Origin of the sequence: Rhodocista pekingensis, assembly GCF_042665545.1 — a bacterium.
GTDB classification, from domain to species: Bacteria; Pseudomonadota; Alphaproteobacteria; order Azospirillales; family Azospirillaceae; genus Rhodocista; species Rhodocista pekingensis.
The window spans coordinates 253,231-269,681 of sequence record NZ_JBHTCM010000028.1 but is presented as its reverse complement, the minus strand read 5'-3'; the positions used below and the strand labels follow the sequence as shown (position 1 = coordinate 269,681).

The 16,451-nt window shown below is 71.1% G+C and carries 9 protein-coding genes; 5 read left to right on the top strand and 4 right to left on the bottom strand.

What is annotated here, in order from left to right; translation table 11 throughout:
• The first annotated feature begins 112 nt into the window (after window positions 1-112).
• From ACFQPS_RS19655 to ACFQPS_RS19635, 5 genes are all read left to right on the top strand, one after another.
• A complete protein-coding gene (locus ACFQPS_RS19655) occupies window positions 113-2,620 on the top strand; it encodes a TonB-dependent receptor (RefSeq protein ID WP_377360989.1) in 2,508 nt (835 codons plus the stop codon).
• 128 nt (window positions 2,621-2,748) lie between these two features.
• Window positions 2,749-3,408 (top strand): TetR family transcriptional regulator, encoded by a 660-nt coding sequence (locus tag ACFQPS_RS19650; protein ID WP_377360987.1) that lies wholly within the window; start codon window positions 2,749-2,751, stop codon window positions 3,406-3,408.
• The gene (locus ACFQPS_RS19645) at window positions 3,405-4,481 is read left to right on the top strand and encodes an HlyD family secretion protein (RefSeq protein WP_377360986.1); all 1,077 of its coding nucleotides are present in this window, start codon (window positions 3,405-3,407) and stop codon (window positions 4,479-4,481) included. Before ACFQPS_RS19650 ends, ACFQPS_RS19645 begins: the two co-directional genes overlap by 4 nt.
• Window positions 4,474-7,236: a ribosome-associated ATPase/putative transporter RbbA gene (gene rbbA / locus ACFQPS_RS19640; protein WP_377360985.1), complete on the top strand. Its 2,763-nt coding sequence runs from the start codon at window positions 4,474-4,476 to the stop codon at window positions 7,234-7,236. The genes ACFQPS_RS19645 and rbbA overlap by 8 nt, the downstream gene beginning before the upstream one ends.
• Window positions 7,237-7,239: 3 nt before the next feature.
• A complete protein-coding gene (locus ACFQPS_RS19635; RefSeq protein WP_377360983.1) occupies window positions 7,240-8,361 on the top strand; it encodes an ABC transporter permease in 1,122 nt (373 codons plus the stop codon).
• 36 nt (window positions 8,362-8,397) lie between these two features.
• On the opposite strand, the gene ACFQPS_RS19630 is transcribed toward ACFQPS_RS19635, so the two are convergent.
• The 4 genes from ACFQPS_RS19630 to mprF form a co-directional block, all read right to left on the bottom strand.
• Window positions 8,398-9,597, bottom strand: coding sequence for an HD-GYP domain-containing protein (locus ACFQPS_RS19630; protein ID WP_377360982.1), 1,200 nt, complete (start codon window positions 9,595-9,597; stop codon window positions 8,398-8,400).
• Between the two features lie 157 nt (window positions 9,598-9,754).
• Window positions 9,755-12,325: a magnesium-translocating P-type ATPase gene (mgtA, locus tag ACFQPS_RS19625; RefSeq protein WP_377360980.1), complete on the bottom strand. Its 2,571-nt coding sequence runs from the start codon at window positions 12,323-12,325 to the stop codon at window positions 9,755-9,757.
• 70 nt (window positions 12,326-12,395) lie between these two features.
• The gene (locus ACFQPS_RS19620) at window positions 12,396-13,793 is read right to left on the bottom strand and encodes an AcvB/VirJ family lysyl-phosphatidylglycerol hydrolase (protein WP_377360979.1); all 1,398 of its coding nucleotides are present in this window, start codon (window positions 13,791-13,793) and stop codon (window positions 12,396-12,398) included.
• Window positions 13,794-13,806: 13 nt separating this feature from the next.
• Window positions 13,807-16,437 carry a bifunctional lysylphosphatidylglycerol flippase/synthetase MprF gene (gene mprF / locus ACFQPS_RS19615; protein ID WP_377360978.1) on the bottom strand — a complete coding sequence of 877 codons (2,631 nt, stop codon included), beginning with the start codon at window positions 16,435-16,437 and terminating at the stop codon, window positions 13,807-13,809.
• Window positions 16,438-16,451: the final 14 nt, after the last annotated feature.

Sequence of the window (16,451 nt, the reverse complement as noted above, 5' to 3'; positions counted from 1 at the left end):
ATCCGGGAACAGCAACGATCAGAATACCAACGATCAGAACAGCAACAAGGCGCCCGCTGCCCCTTCGGCCGGCCCTCCCGGCGCGGGGGACTGCGGGCCGGAAGGGGGGAGCATGGAGAAGAGACGGGAAACCTGCGCGCGGGTCTCAACGGCGCGCGCATCCACCGACAGGCCCACGGACCGGGCCACGGACGGGGGCACGGACCGGCATGCGGTACCGCAGCGGCTGGTCCGGCTGTTCGGCCTGGTGGCGCCGGTCGCGCTGATCCAGGCGGCCGGCGCCGGACCGGTCCTGGCGCAGACGGCGCCGGAGCCCCAGCGCCGCGCCGCGGTGGAGGAGATCGTCGTCACCGCGCAGCGTCGGCAGCAGTCGGCGCAGGATGTGCCGATCAGCCTCCAGGTCGTGGATTCGGCCCGCATCGAACGGGTGGCCGCACAGGACATGGGCGACCTTGCCGCCTTCGTGCCGGGCCTCCAGGTCAAGGCGGACAGCCCGACCCAGCCGAAATACACGATCCGCGGCGTCGTCACCGATGATTTCGGCGTCGGCACGGACCCGGCCGTCGGCATCTATGTGGACGGCTTCTACGCGGCCCGCTCCGGCGCCTCGCTGCTGGCCTTCAACGATGTCGAGCGGATCGAGGTGCTGAAGGGTCCGCAGGGCACCCTGTTCGGCCGCAACTCCGCCGCCGGCGCGGTTTCCATCATCACCCGCAAGCCGTCGGACGAGGCGGAGGGCCGCTTCCTGTTCCGCCTCGGCAGCTACGACAAGCGCCGGGCCGAGGCGATGATGAACCTGCCGGCCGGCGACGATCTGGCGCTGCGCGTCAATGCCGTGTTCAACCAGCGCGACGGCTGGTTGAAGGACGATGCCACCGGCGAGGGCCTGTCGCGGGAGGACAACTGGGCCACCCGCGCCGCCCTGCGCTGGGGCCCCCTGTCCGGGACCAACGCGATCCTGACCTGGGAGCATGAGGAGCTGGACCAGGACGCCCGGCCGGCGATCAGCGTCATCGACGTCCCGGCTTTTCCGGGTCGTCCGTCGCTGCCCTACGATCCGTCCTCCTTCATCGACCCGCGCGACGGGCCGGTGCTGAACGACGTCATCGACAACCATGAGACGCGGGAGCTGGACAGCATCACCCTGACTCTGACCCACCCGCTGAGCTGGGGCGAGCTGACCTCGCTGACGGCCTTCCGCCACTTCGAGACGGAGAACCGCGAGGACGAGGACGGCACCAACCGGCGCGACCTCTACTTCGACACCAACAACATCGAGGACAACACCAGCTTCTACCAGGAATTCAAGCTGTCGGGCACGGCCGGGCCGGTGGACTGGGTCGCCGGCGCCAGCTTCTGGCATGAGAAGGCCAAGCAGCAGGCCAGCACCAGCGCCACGACCGACTCCATCAACGCCGTGCTGGGCAACATCGGTGCCGGCACGCCCTTCTCCGACCTGGAGAACTTCGTCCTGATCCCCTTCGGCATCCCGTTCCGGCTGCTCGGCAACAGCTGGAACGAGACGATGGCGAACGAGGGCACCTTCAAGGCCTACGCCGTCTATGGCGATGCCATCTGGCACGTCACCGACCGCCTCAACCTGACGCTCGGCGGCCGCCTGACCTACGACAAGAAGACCTTCTCCTGGTTCAACGGTCCGCGTCTGGCGCCGGAACTGGACGAGACGATCCGGACGCTGGCCGACCTCGGCGTGCTGGACCTTGCCGGCGTGCCGCCGGAGGCGCTGCGCTTCGACGTGGTGTTCGATGTCGGCGCCCTGGAAGGGCGCAAGGTGGAACTGTCGGACAGCTGGACGGACTTCAGCCCCCGCGTCGTGCTGGACTACGCCCTCACGGACAGCGTCATGGCCTATGCCTCCTACACCCAGGGCTACAAGGCCGGCGGCTTCAACAGCGTGGAGCCGCTGTCCCGCTTCGACAACGAGAAGGTCCGCAACTACGAGATCGGCGTGAAGACCAGCTTCCCGGAGGCCGGACTTCAGGTCAATGTCGCCGGCTACAAATACTTCTACGACGACAAGCAGCGGGTCCGGCTGGTGCAGGAGACCTCCGGTTCCAGCGTGCCGCAGTACATCGTGGAGACCAGCGACGACAAGGCGGTGGGCATCGATTTCGACGCCCTGTGGCGTCCGATCGACCCGCTGGAGATCAATCTGGCCGTCTCCTGGATCGATGCGGAGATCGACAGCAAGGTGACGCGGGAGGGGCTGGATCTCTCCGGCCAGCCGACGGGGGAACCGCACTGGACGCTCTCCGGCGGGGCGGCCTGGACGCAGCCGCTGGGCGACGGGGCCACGGTGCAGGTCGCCGTGCAGCACGCCTACCGCGGGGCGCCGCGCTGCAACACGGAGACGCTGGCGGTCGGCACCTGCGGCGACATTCTGCCCTTCAATGTCGGCGGCCCCTACCACCGCACGGACCTGCGCGTCGCCTGGACCAGCGCCAGCGGCGCCTACACCGTGGCGGCCTTCGCCAACAACGTCTTCGACAACCGCTACGTCACCTCCCTCAACCGGCTGACGGCGGACACGCTGGGCACGGTGTTCTCGGCCCTGTCCGAACCGCGCATGCTCGGCGTCGATCTCTCCGTGCGCTTCTGATCGGCCCCCCCCCGGGGCATCGCCCCGGGGGCTGACCCTGCCGGAAGGCCGCTGCCTGCGGCCATTCCGGGCTTGGCCTATACAAACATTCGTGTATGTTTGTGGCGTTGCCCGCCGGGAGCGCCACCATGCGCCGCACCAAGGAAGACGCGGAACGGACACGCGAACGCATTCTGGATGCGGCCGAGACCGTGTTCTACGACCGCGGCGTCGCCCGCACGACGCTGGAGCAGGTGGCTCTGGCCGCCGGCGTCACCCGGGGCGCCATCTACTGGCATTTCGACAGCAAGGCCGCCCTGCTGGAGGCGGTCCACCAGCGTGTCCGCCAGCCATTGACGGACCTGCTCTACCGCCTGATCGAGGATGACCCGCCCGACGCGTTCGCGCGCATGGAAGCGCAGATCACCGACGTCCTCATGCGGCTCTTCGAGGACGACCGGACCCGCCGGGTCCTCACCATCGTGCTGCTGAAATGCGAGCATACGGAGGAGATGGCGGCCATCCTGGAGCACGAGCAGGTCCAGCGGCAGCAGTTCCTCGCTTCCCTGGCCCGTTTCTTCGCCCGCCTCCAGGACAGGGGGCTCGTCGCTCCCGGCGTTCCGGAAGTGCAGGCGGCGGCCCTGCACGCCTTCCTGCTGGGCCTCTTCAGCGACGTGCTGCGCTTTCCCGCCCACTTTCCGACGCCCGACCATGCCCTGGCGCTGGTCCGGTACTTCCTCACCACCTTCGCGCCGCGGCGCAGGCAAGCCCCGCCCGGCGGGGTCGCACTCTCTGGGGTCGAGCCATGAATGCTACGTTGAAGTCCTGGGGGCTGCGGCTGGGGGCGGTCGCCATCGTCGCCGCCGTGGCCGTGCCGCTCTGGCGCTCCTTGCAACCCGACACGCTGCCGGCGGGTTTTGCCGCCGGGAACGGCCGGATCGAGGCGGTGGAGATCGACGCCGCCGCCAAGACCGCCGGCCGCGTCAAGGACATCCTGGTGAACGAGGGCGACTTCGTCACCGCGGGCCAGGTGCTGGCGGTGATGGACACGGCCGTGCTCGACGCCCAGTTCAAGGAGGCGCAGGCGCAGCTCCGCCAGGTGGAGATCGCTGTTGAAACAGCCCGCTCCCTGGTCACCCAGCGGCAGGCGGAGCGGGAGGCGGCGGTCGCCGTCGTGGCGCAGCGCGAGGCCGAGCTGGTGGCGGCGCAGAAGCGTCTGGCGCGCAGCCAGGATCTCGGCACCCGCGGCAACATCTCGCCGCAGCAGATCGACGACGACCGCGCCCAGTTCCAGAGCACCAAGGCCGCCGTCGCCGCGGCCAAGGCCAATCTCGCGGCGGCCGACGCGGCGATCGGCTCCGCCACCTCCCAGGTGGTCGGGGCGGAAGCGCAGGTGGAGGCGACCCGCGCCACCCTCCAGCGCATCCAGGCCGACATCGACGACAGCACCCTGCGCGCCCCGCGCGACGGCCGGGTGCAGTACCGCGTGGCCCAGCCCGGCGAGGTGCTGTCGGCCGGCGGGGCCGTGCTGAACATGGTCGATCTCGCCGACGTCTACATGACCTTCTTCCTGCCCACCGCGGATGCCGGCCGGACGGCCCTGGGCGGGGAGGCGCGGATCGTGCTGGATGCGGCCCCGCACCTGGTCATTCCGGCCTCGATCTCCTTCGTGGCCGATGTCGCCCAGTTCACCCCGAAGACGGTGGAGACGGCGGAGGAGCGGCAGAAGCTGATGTTCCGCATCAAGGCCCGCATCCCCGCCGACCTGCTGAAGCGCCATATCACCAGCGTGAAGACCGGCCTGCCGGGCATGGCCTATGTCCGCCTGGACCCGGCCGCCGACTGGCCCGCCGCGCTTCAGGTGAGGCTGCCCAATGGCTGACCGCCCCGACCCGGAGGCGCCGGTCGTGCGGCTCCGCGGCGTCACCCAGCGGTTCGGCAGGGTGGCGGCGCTGGACGGGATCGACCTGGACATCCCGGCGGGCCGGATGATCGGGCTGATCGGGCCGGACGGTGTGGGCAAATCCACACTGCTCTCGCTGATCGCGGGGGCCCGCGTCATCCGCGGCGGCCGGGTGGAGGTGCTGGGCGGGGACATGGCCTCGGCCGGGCACCGGCGGCTGGTCTGCCCGCGCATCGCCTTCATGCCCCAGGGCCTGGGCAAGAACCTCTATCCCACCCTGTCCGTTGCCGAGAATCTGGAGTTCTTCGGCCGGCTGTTCGGCCACGACGCCGCCGAATGCCGCCGGCGCATCCTGGACCTGACCCGCAGCACCGGGCTTGCCCCCTTCCTGGACCGGCCCGCCGGCAAGCTGTCGGGTGGCATGAAGCAGAAGCTGGGGCTCTGCGGCGCGCTGATCCACGATCCCGACCTGCTGATCCTGGACGAGCCCACCACGGGCGTCGATCCGCTTTCCCGCCGCCAGTTCTGGGATCTGATCGACCGCATCCGGCGCGACCGGCCGGGTATGAGCGTGCTGGTCGCCACCGCCTACATGGAGGAGGCGGCGCGCTTCGACTGGCTGGTGGCGATGGATGCCGGCCGCGTGCTGGCGACGGGCACGCCGGCGGATCTCTTGGCCCGCACCGGCAGCGACACGCTGGAAGCCGCCTTCGTCCATCTGCTGCCGGAGGAGAAGCGGCGCGGCCATGCCGCGGTCGTGATCCCGCCGCGGACCGACGGGGACGGCGAGGACGGCATCGCCATCGAGGCGCAGGACCTGACCATGCGCTTCGGCGCCTTCACGGCCGTGGACCGGGTGAACTTCCGCATCCGCCGGGGCGAGATCTTCGGCTTTCTCGGCTCCAACGGCTGTGGCAAGACCACCACCATGAAGATGCTGACCGGCCTGCTGGCGCCCAGCGGGGGCCGGGCCTGGCTGTTCGGCAGGCCGGTGGCGCCCGACGATCTGGCGACGCGCAGCCGCGTCGGCTACATGTCCCAGGCCTTTTCGCTCTACACCGAACTGACGGTGCGGCAGAACCTGGACCTGCACGCCCGCCTGTTCCGCGTGCCCGTGGCCGAGGTGCCCGGCCGCGTGGCGGAGATGCTGGAGCGGTTCGGTCTGCGCGACGTGGCCGACTCCCTGCCCGAGGCGCTGCCGCTGGGCATGCGCCAGCGCCTGTCGCTGGCGGTGGCGATGATCCACAAGCCGGAGATGCTGATCCTGGACGAACCGACCTCCGGCGTCGATCCGGTCGCGCGCGACGGCTTCTGGCGCATCCTGGTGGAGCTGTCGCGCCGCGACCGGGTGACGATCTTCATCTCCACCCACTTCATGAACGAGGCGGAGCGCTGCGACCGCATCTCGCTCATGCATGCCGGCCGGGTGCTCGTCACCGGCGCTCCGGCCGAGCTGGTGGCCGCGCGCGGCGCCGCCAGCCTGGAGGACACCTTCATCGGCTACCTGGAGGAGGCGGCCGGGCCGGAGGCCGCGCCCGCTGCCGGCGAGGAAAAGGGTGCGGAAGCGGTCGCCGCGGCGCCCGCCCGCGCCACGGTGGTGCGCCAGGGCTTCGATCCGGGCCGCACCCTCAGCTTCGCCCGGCGCGAGGCGCTGGAGCTGCGCCGCGATCCGATCCGCCTGACCCTGGCGCTGCTGGGCAGCGTCATCCTCATGCTGGTGATGGGCTACGGCATCAGCATGGACGTGGAGGACCTGACCTTCGCCGTGCTGGACCGCGACCAGACCGCCATCAGCCAGAATTACGCCCTCAACCTCTCCGGCTCCCGCTACTTCATCGAACAGCCGCCGCTGACGGACTACCAGGACCTGGACCGGCGCATGCGGGCCGGGTCGATCACCCTGGCCATCGAGATCCCGTCCGGCTTCGGCCGCGACATCGCCCGCGGCCGGCCGGTCGCCGTCGGCGCCTGGGTCGACGGCTCCATGCCGATGCGGGCGGAGACGGTGCGCGGCTACGTTCAGGGCATGCATGCGCAATGGCTGGCCGGGAAGGCGGCGGAGGCCGGCCGCGCGGCGGAGGCGGCCGGGCTCGTGAACATCGAGACGCGCTACCGCTACAATCCCGATGTCCGCAGTCTGGTCGCCATGGTGCCGGCGGTCATCCCGCTCCTGCTCATCATGATCCCGGCCATGCTCGCCACGCTGGCCGTGGTGCGGGAGAAGGAGCTGGGCTCCATCGTCAATTTCTACGTCACGCCGACGACGCGGCTGGAGTTCCTGCTGGGCAAGCAGATGCCCTACATCGCGCTCTCCACCGTCAGCCTGCTGATGCTGACGCTGCTCGCCGTAACCCTGTTCGGGGTGCCCTTCACCGGCAGCTTCTGGGCCTTCCTTGCCGGTGGGCTGCTCTATGTCGGGGCCGCCACGGCGCTCGGCCTGCTCGTCTCCAGCTTCATCCGCAGCCAGATCGCCGCCGTCTTCGCTACCTCCATCCTCACCATCCTGCCGGCCGTCAGCTTCTCCGGCCTGACCAACCCGGTCTCCTCGCTGGAGGGGGCCGGCCGGCTGGTGGGCGAGGTGTTCCCGACGACGCATTTCCTCACCATCGCCCGCGGCACCTTCTCCAAGGCGCTGGGCTTCGCCGATCTCCAGGCGTCCTTCCTGCCGCTGATCCTGGCGAACATCGTCCTGGTGGCGCTTGCGGCCCTGCTGCTGAAGAAACAGGAGGGTTGAGCCATGCGCCCCGGCAACGTGCTCCAGCTCGGTGTCAAGGAACTGCGCAGCCTGCTGCGCGATCCGGTGATGCTGGTGCTGATCGCCTACGCCTTCACCCTGTCCATCTACACGGCGGCGAAGGCGCTGCCGGACACGCTCAACCTCGCCCCCATCGCCATCGTGGACGAGGACCGGTCGCCGCTGTCCGGCCGCATCGCCAGCGCCTTCTTCCCGCCCTACTTCCTGCCGCCCTCCCTGATCACCCAGGCGGAGATGGATGCCCGCATGGATGCGGGCCTGGACACCTTCGCGCTGGGCATTCCGCCCGACTTCCAGAGCGATCTGCTGGCCGGGCGCCGGCCGACGATCCAGCTCAACGTAGATGCCACCCGGATGAGCCAGGCCTTCACCGGCAACGGCTACATCCAGACCATCATCAGCGACGAGGTGACGGCCTTCGCCAAGCGCTACCGGGAGGTGGCGGAGATGCCCGTCGATCTGGCCCTGCGGCTGCGCTTCAATCCGGAGCTGAACCGGACCTGGTTCGGCTCGATCATGGAGGTGATCAACAACATCACCATGCTGTCGATCGTGCTCACCGGGGCGGCGCTGATCCGCGAGCGCGAGCATGGCACGGTGGAACATCTGCTGGTCATGCCGGTGACCCCGTTCGAGATCATGGCCGCCAAGGTCTGGTCCATGGGACTGGTGGTGCTGCTGGCCTGCACCGTCTCTCTACTGTTCGTCGTGCGGGGGGCGCTGGAAGTGCCCGTCCAGGGATCCGTCGCGCTGTTCCTGGCCGGGGCGGTGCTGCACCTCTTCGCCACCACCTCCATGGGCATCCTGCTGGCGACGGTGGCCCGGTCGATGCCGCAGTTCGGCCTGCTGCTGATCCTTGTGCTGCTGCCGCTCCAGATGCTCTCCGGCGGGGACACGCCGCGGGAGAGCATGCCCGAGGCCGTGCAGACGATCATGCTGGCGGCGCCGACCACGCATTTCATCATGCTGGCGCAGGCGGTGCTGTTCCGCGGCGCGGGGCTGGACGTGGTGTGGCCGCAGTTCCTGACCCTGGCCGGCATCGGGACCGCCCTGTTCGGCGTCGCGCTCCGTCGCTTCCGCAGCACCATCGCCCAGATGGCGTGAGGGCGTTTCCGGCGGGCGGCCCTCAGCAGGGGGGCTTCAGCAGGCGGCGGCCTGCGCCGCCCGGTGCCGCAGCGCGGCCAGCCCGAAGCCGCCGGGGGTCTCGCGGAAGCGCTGCTGGATGTCCCGGATCGCCTCCGGGTCGGCCAGCAGCGCCTCGACGCAGGCGGGGTCGAAGCGGCGGCCCGCCTGCGCCCGCAGGAAGGCGGCCGCCGTGTCGTTGCTCCAGGCTTCCTTGTAGGGGCGCTGCGAGGTCAGGGCGTCGAACACGTCGGCCACGGCGACGATCCGCCCCTCCAGCGAGATGGCCTCGCCCGCCAGCCCGTGCGGATAGCCGCTGCCGTCATAGCATTCGTGGTGATGGGCCACGACGTTGCGCAGCAGGTCGCGGTACGGCAGCGCTTCCAGCCCGTGGTCGTGGATCATGGCGTCGATGATCTCCACGCCCTTGGCGACATGGGTCTTCATCACCTCGTATTCCTCGGGCAGCAGCTTGCCCCGCTTCAGCAGGATGTGGTCGGGCACGGCGACCTTGCCGATGTCGTGCAGCGGCGCGTACTGGAGCACGTACTCCACGAACTCGTCGGACAGCAGATAGCGGGCGGCCAGGGTCTGGGCGATCAGCTCGGCGTAGCGGCTCATGCGGTCCAGGTGGGCGCCCGTCTCCTCGTTGCGGTAATGGCTGACCTGGAGCGCCGAGCGGACGGCGGCCAGCATGGTGCGCTGGCTGGTCAGCGTGCCGACCACCAGCACGTCGATCAGGCGGCGGTAGGGGGTGAGCGCCGCCACCGTCGCCTCCGTGAAGAAGCCGGGCCGGCCGGAATTGAAGAAGATGAAGCCGTAGAGCGTGCCCGACCGGTGGATGCGGACGATGTAGCGGGAGCGCAGACCGAGCGAGCGCAGCCGGTCGTTCAGCCCATCGCCGCCTGCCGGATCGCCACCGATGGCGTTGTTGATGAAGGGGATGCCGGTCGTGGCGACGGCGGCCAGGGTGGGATGCAGCTCCAGCCGGTCGGAGAATCGGTCGAACGGCCGGGAGCCGATGTTGGACTCGACGAAGGTCCGCAGCCGGCCCGAGGCGGAGTCGTGGACCGCCACGGCGATGCGGTCGATCGTCGCCAGCTCCGGCTTCGCCCTGATCTCCCGATGCAGTCCGGCGAGCTGGGCCTCCAGCCCGCCGTTCAGTCCGACCCAGGGGTCGTCCGCGGTCACGAACGACGGCGCATGAGCTGTGCCCATTCAGGTCACCGGAAGTCTACGGTCTCTGCCCCGGCGCCCGGGAGCGGGGTCCCGGCGCGTCAGAAGTCCTTGAATGCTAATGTATGTGAGGTGTGTTACCCGTAGGTAAACGGGATTTGTTGCAGCCGGAAGCGTCGGAATGTCGCATCCCGCGCTGTCAGGGATCTGCCCGGTAGAAGCGTCGCTTGGCCGCTTCCGTCGCCGCCACATAGAGCGCCACCACGCCCAGCAGCGCGGCCAGCAGCGCCGGCGGCAGCGGGACGAAGCCCAGCGGGCCGGCCAGCCAGCCGACATAGGGGATGGCGACCGCCAGACCGGCGACCGCGAGGGTGGAGGCCAGCAGCAGCAGTCCCGGCCGGCTCCCGAAGGCCGGGCGACGGGTGCGCAGCACCAGCACCACCATCAGTTCCGTCAGCAGCGAGACGAAGAACCAGCCGGTCTGGAACAGCGGTTCGGACGCCTCGAAGACCAGCAGCAGCAGGGCGAAGCTCAGGACGTCGAACAGGCTGCTGACAATGCCGAAGACCAGCATGAAGCGTCGGATTTCCCGGATGCTCCAGCGGGGCGGCCGGCGGATCGATTCGGGGTCCACGCGGTCGGTGGAGATGGCGACGGAGGGAAAATCGGACAGGAAGTTGTTCAGCAGGATCTGCTTCGCCAGCATGGGCAGGAACGGCAGCACCAGCGACGCGACGGCCATGCTCAGCATGTTGCCGAAATTGGCGCTGACGGTGATGGCGATGTACTTCTGGGTGTTGGCGAAGGTGCGCCGCCCGTCCTCGATGCCCTGGCGCAGCACGCCCAGGTCCGGTCGCAGCAGCACGATGTCGGCGCTCTCCCGCGCCACGTCCACCGCACCGTCGACGGAGATGCCGATGTCGGCGGCGTGCAGCGCCGGCGCATCGTTCACGCCGTCGCCCATGTAGCCGACGACATGGCCGGCCCGCCGCAGGGCCCGGATGATCCGCTCCTTCTGCTGCGGATCGACCTCCGCGAACAGGTCGGTGCGCGGCGCCCGGTGCCACAGGGCATCGTCGGAGAGGCGGTCCAGGTCGGCGCCGGTCAGCAGCGCCGCCGGGTCCAGCCCGACCTCCCGGGCCAGACTGGCCGCGACGTGGCGGTTGTCGCCGGTGATGATCTTGGTCCGCACGCCCAGCCGGTGCAGGTCGTCCAGCGTTGCCGCCGCATCGGGCTTCGGCGGGTCGCGCAGCAGGAGGAAGCCCAGGAAGGCCATCTCCACCTCGTCCCCGTGGCCGTAGGCGGCCCGGGCAGGGACCCGCCGCGCGGCCAGCGCCAGCACCCTGTACCCGTCGCCGCCCAGGCGCTGGAACCGCTCCAGGATCGCCGCCCGGGCGTCGTCATCCAGCGGCCGCGGCGCCTCCAGGCCGATGGCGGTGCAGCAGTCCAGCACCGGCTCGACCGCTCCCTTGGTGACGATGAGGTGACTGTCCGGCAGGTGGCTGTCCGGGCCATCCCCGGCCGCGGTCACGACCACCGTCAGGCGCCGCCGCACGAAGTCGTAGGGGATCTCGTCGATCTTGTGCCAGCCGGCGGCATCCAGCCCGTGCTCCCTGCCGGCCTCCATGATCGCGGCATCCAGCGGATTCTCGATCCCCGTCTCGAAGGCCGCGTTCAGGAAGGCGAGGCGGAGAACCTCGTCCGACGGGGCGCCGTCCGGGTCCAGCGTCCGGTCCAGCCGGGCGATGCCCTCGGTAAGGGTCCCCGTCTTGTCGGTGCAGAGGACGTCCATGCTGCCCAGGTTCTCGATCGCCTCCAGGCGGCGGACGATGACCCCGGTGCGGGCCAGGGCGCGGGCGCCGGCCGACAGAGTCACCGACACGATGGCCGGCAGCAGCTCGGGCGACAGCCCCACGGCCAGCGCCACGGCGAACAGCAGCGTCTCCGCCAGGGGGCGGTCGCGCAGCAGGTTCATCGTCAGCACCAGGACGACGATGACCAGCATCACCTGCGTCAGCATGATGCCGAAGCGGCGCAGGCCGCGGGCGAAGTCCGTCTCCGGCGGGGCGGTGCGCAGCCGGAAGCCGATCCGCCCCAGTTCCGTGGCGTCGCCCGTGGCGACGACCAGCAGGCGGCCGGTGCCGGAGCGGACGGAGGTGCCCTGGAACAGGCAGTTGCTCCGGGCGCCCAGTTCGGTCGCCGCCGGCAGCACGCCGGGCTGCTTCTCCACCGGGAAGGACTCGCCGGTCAGCGCCGCCTCCGCCACCAGCAGGTCCTTGGCTTCCAGCACGATGCCGTCGGCCGGGACCAGGTTGCCGGCGGACAGCAGCACCACGTCGCCTGCCACCACCTCCGTCGCGTCGATCCTGACGGGTCGGCCGTCGCGCAGGACGGTCGCCTTGAGCGAGAGGCGCTGGCGCAGTTTCGCCACGGCGGCCGAGGCCCGGAACTCCTGCGTGAAGCTCAGCAGCGCGCTGCCCAGCACGATGGCCAGGATGATGCCGGTGTCCATCCAGTCGCCCAGCACGGCGGAAACGCCGGCCCCGAACAGCAGGATCAGCACCAGGGGGCTGAGGATCTGGCGCAGGAACAGCCGTAGCGCCGCGAGCAGCGCACTGTCACCGCTCCCCCGCCGCCGGGTGGCAGCGAGCCGGGCCGCGGCTTCCGCGGCCGTCAGCCCGTCCCGCCCGCTGCCCGCCCTCTTGGCCACCGCATCGGCCGGTTCCGACCAGCAGGGGGGTTCCGTTCCCGTCACTCGCATCGCGCCCATCGTCACGTTTCCGCCGCCATCCGGCCGTTTCCATCTTCCCGCCGGAAGAGAGGCGCTTCCAGTCCGGTCTTCATCCTGCGCCGACGGGCGCGTGCTGCCGGCTGCGCAAGGACGCCAGTATCGCCTGCACGACGGCTTCGTAGTCGCCGTCGAAATGGTGGTCGCCGGGCAGTTCCAGGGGGATCAGCCCCGTCGCCCCGGGATCGGTGCAGAGACTGTCCGCCGACTCCGCACTGCCAAGGACGCAGTGGACCGGCAGGCCGCGCAAGCCCGCCAGTTCGGGTGCGACGGGGGAGGCGCCGTCGCCGTCGCCGCCCAGATAGGCGGCCACGTTGATCTCCCAGTCCGCGTTGCGGTCGGGCGACAGCAGCCAGAGCGCGTCGACCTGCGCGCGGGTCTCCGCCGGCAGAGCGTTGACGGCGGCCGGCAGGATGGCCGCGCCGAAGCTGAACCCGATCAGGACCACGCGCCGCGCGCCCCAGCGCGCGCCTTGCCGCCGGATCAACGTCTCCATGTCGCGCGCGACCTCGGCGGGGCTGCGGCGGTGCCAGAAGTAGCTGAAGCTGTCGATGCCCAGCACCGGCACCCCGGCCGCCGCCAGGGCTTCCCCGATGGTCGCGTCGATGTCGCGCCAGCCGCCGTCGCCCGACCAGAACAGCACCAGCGTGTCGCCCGGCCGCTCCGCCGGCAGTTCCACCACCGGCAGATCCCCGGCGGCGGCACCATCCTCCTGCGCCGGGGCCAGGGCGGCGACCCGGCGGCGCAGGTCGGCCATGTCCGCGGCTCCCTTCAGCCGCTCGATGCCGCGGCCGGCGACGCTCTCCGCCCCGGCTTCCAGCAGGGTCACCGGCGTCTCCTGCCGGTCGAGCGGGGGGTAACGCCGGCCGCCCGGCACGGCCACGCTGTCCACGCCCAGGCAGATCGGCGCCACGAAGGGCATCGTCGCGCCCGGGCGGAGGGCGAGGGCGCCGGCGAACATGCCGCCCAGCCCCTGCACCGCCGCCCCGTAGGCCACCATGCCGCCGGCCCCCCTTCCCAGCAGCACGGGCGTCAGATAGTGCGGCAGCCCCTCATGCTGCTGCGCCAGCCGGCTCACCGCCTCAAGCTTGCCGGAGATCCAGTGGCAGCCGTCGGTCTGGTGGTTCAGCGCCGCCGCCATCTCCCGCAGGTCGATGCCCGCCACCAGGGCGCCGTCCCCGGCCAGCGCCCGCGCCATGCCGTCATCCGCGCTGTCCCAGCCGGTCCCGTCCGACAGGGCGACGACGACCCGGCCGACGGCGCCCGACGGCCCGTAGAGGCGGAGCGTGCCCGCCTCCCCGCCGTCCAGTCTGAGCGGGGCGCGGGCAGGGCCCGTCAGGCGGGAGTCCGTCAGGCTGGGGGGCGTCAGACCGGTGACCAACGCGAGGGCGGCGCCCAGCGCCAGCAGGGTGCCCGTCAGCAGGGCCGCGGCCCGCAGTCTCCGTCTCATCGCCGTGCGCCCGTCACTTCCCGATGGTGCCGTCCAGCCCGCCCGCCACCAGGGCGGCCACGTCGGCCAGGATGGTGGCCGGGGCCAGCCCGCCGGGGGAGCAGAGGTAGCGGGGCTCCCAGCGTGGGTGGAACTTCTCCTTGTACTGGCGCAGCCCGCGGAAGCCGTAGAAGGGCTCGCCACGGGTGAAGACGAAGGCGCCCAGCCGGTGCCAGAGCGGCGCCAGCGGCCGCCCGGTCAGGCCGGAGAGCGGCGCCATTCCCAGGTTGAACCAGGAAAAGCCGGCTCCGGCCCCCCACAGCATCAGGTGCGCGAACAGGAAGTCCATGGTCAGGGGAGGCGCGTCGGGCCGGTGCCGCATCAGGTCCACGCTCAGCTCGCCACCCGGCGCCCCGGCCCAGAGGTTGGCGAAGGCGACGATCCGCCCCTCGTGGCGCACCACCGCATGATCGAAACGGCCCAGATAATCCGGGTCGAACCAGCCGACGGAAAAGCCCTTCTCGCGCACCTTGCGTCCGGCCAGCCAGGCGTCCGACACGGCGCGCAGCTCGTCCAGGAGCGCCGGCACCTCATCGCGTCCGACCAGGGCGAAGCTCAGCCCGTCGCGCCCGCCCTTGCGCACGGCATAGCGCAGGTCGCGCCGCTCCGGCCCCTCCAGGTCGAAGCCGGCCAGCGGCACGCGCGCCTCCTCCCCGATCTTCACGGGCAGCAGCCCGGCATCCAGGTAGAGCGGCAGGGATTCCGGGCGGACCTGGTAGAAGGCGGCCTGCCCGCCGTGGCGGTGGACCATCTGACGGAACGACCAGACCAGATCGGGCCAGGTTTCCACCGGGCCGACCGGGTCGCCCATGGCGACCCAGCTCCGTCCCCTGACGCCGTACATCAGGAACCCCGTACCGGCCTCGTTGAAGAGCACGGCCTTGTCGCCCAGCAGCACGAGGTTCCCCTCGGTGCGGGGGGAGGTCGGCAGCAGGGCCGCGGCGCGCTCCACCGTCGCCGCGTCGGGGCGCGGCGTCGTCCGCGGGGCGGGCCGCAGCAGGGCATGCAGCGACAGGCCCAGCAGTGCCACCCCCGTCGCCACCAGGGCGCGCATGCTGCGCGGCGCGTCGGCGGTGGTGGCGACCTGCCACCAGAGCGCGTCGCGGTACTCGACATGCTCGAAAGCGAACAGGGTCAGCACCACGGCTCCTGCCACCAGCCCGGCGCTGCCCAGCACCCAGCCGGGGGTCAGCCGCACATCGGTCAGGGAGCCCCGGCGGTAGAACTCCTCGCGCGCCGCCCACAGGATCGCGGCGCAGCCGGCCAGGATCACCGCCTCCTCCCAGTCCAGGCCCTTCAGCAGGTTCAGCACGACGCCGGCGCCCAGGAGCCCCATGGTCAGGGTCCAGGCGCTGTCCAGCCGCTGGTAGAGGCCACGGCCGATCAGGACCAGGCCCAGCCCGACGACGCTGTTCAGGATGTGCGACACCTCCACCACCGGCAGGGAGACCAGTGCCGCCGCGGCATGCACGCGCCCCGGCACCGCCGGCAGCGCGCCCGAGACCAGCAGCACGATCCCCGCCGCCACCGCCACCGCGGCCGCCGCGGCGGGCAGCGCGCCCCGCCCCAGCCGCAGCGCGCCCGCGGTCCGGCGGCGCAGCTCCGCGAGCGGCAGGCGGTCGCGCAGGGCCCGGCCCTCGTGTCCGGCCAGCAGGGCCACCGCCGCCAGCAGCGGCAGCAGGTAATAGACGGCGCGGTAGACCAGCAGCGCCGCCCCCATGCGCTCTGCCGGCACGGCATCGGCAAGCGCCAGCACCATGATGCCGTCGAACACCCCGATGCCGCCGGGCAGGTGGCTCAGCAGCCCCAGCACGATCGCGGCACAGTAGACACCGGCGAAGGCGGCGAAGCCGACAGGCGTGTCGGCCGGCAGCAGCACATAGAGCGCGCCTGCGGAAAAGGCGATGTCGGTCGTTGAGATGACGAGCTGCATCAGCAGCAGCTTCGATCCGGGCAGCGTGATCTCGCGGCCGAACAGGACCAGCGGCCGGCGCCACAGGGCGGCCGCCAGCAGCAGGACCGGGAGGCTCACGGCCACCACCATCGCCAGCGTCCGGACCGCGGCGGGCGGCAGGTGCAGCACCGCCGCGGCGCGCTCCGGCGCCAGCCAGAGCCCGACGCTGCCGACCAGACTGATTCCGACCATGAAGGCGGTGCTGAGGAAGAACACCGCTTTGGCCACCTGCATGCCCGAGAGCCCGGCGGTGGTGTAGAGGCGGTAACGGATGGCGCCGCCGCTGAAGGCCGTGAAGCTCAGCGTGTTGCTGAAGGCGAATCCGATGAAGCTGCCCATGGCGGCCCGCGCCAGGGGCAGCCGTGCCCCGATCCAGCGCAGGGCGGACAGGTCGTAGCCGACCAGGGTGGTGTAGCTGGCGAGCGTCAGCAGGACGCAGCCGGCCAGGGCCGCGGCCGGCAGGGTCGCCACCTCCCGGCCCAGGGCGGCGAGGTCGAACTCCGCGCGCAGCCGGCCCGCGGCGACGATGGCCAGCGAGGCGACCAGGAGGGCGACGGCCCAGGGCAGCAGGCGGCGGAGCAGGGGGAGGAGGGGACCCGCGCCCTTCACATCGGGGGCGGCGGGCAGGGTGGTATCAGCACTGTGCGGCATGGCGGGGAAGCCTT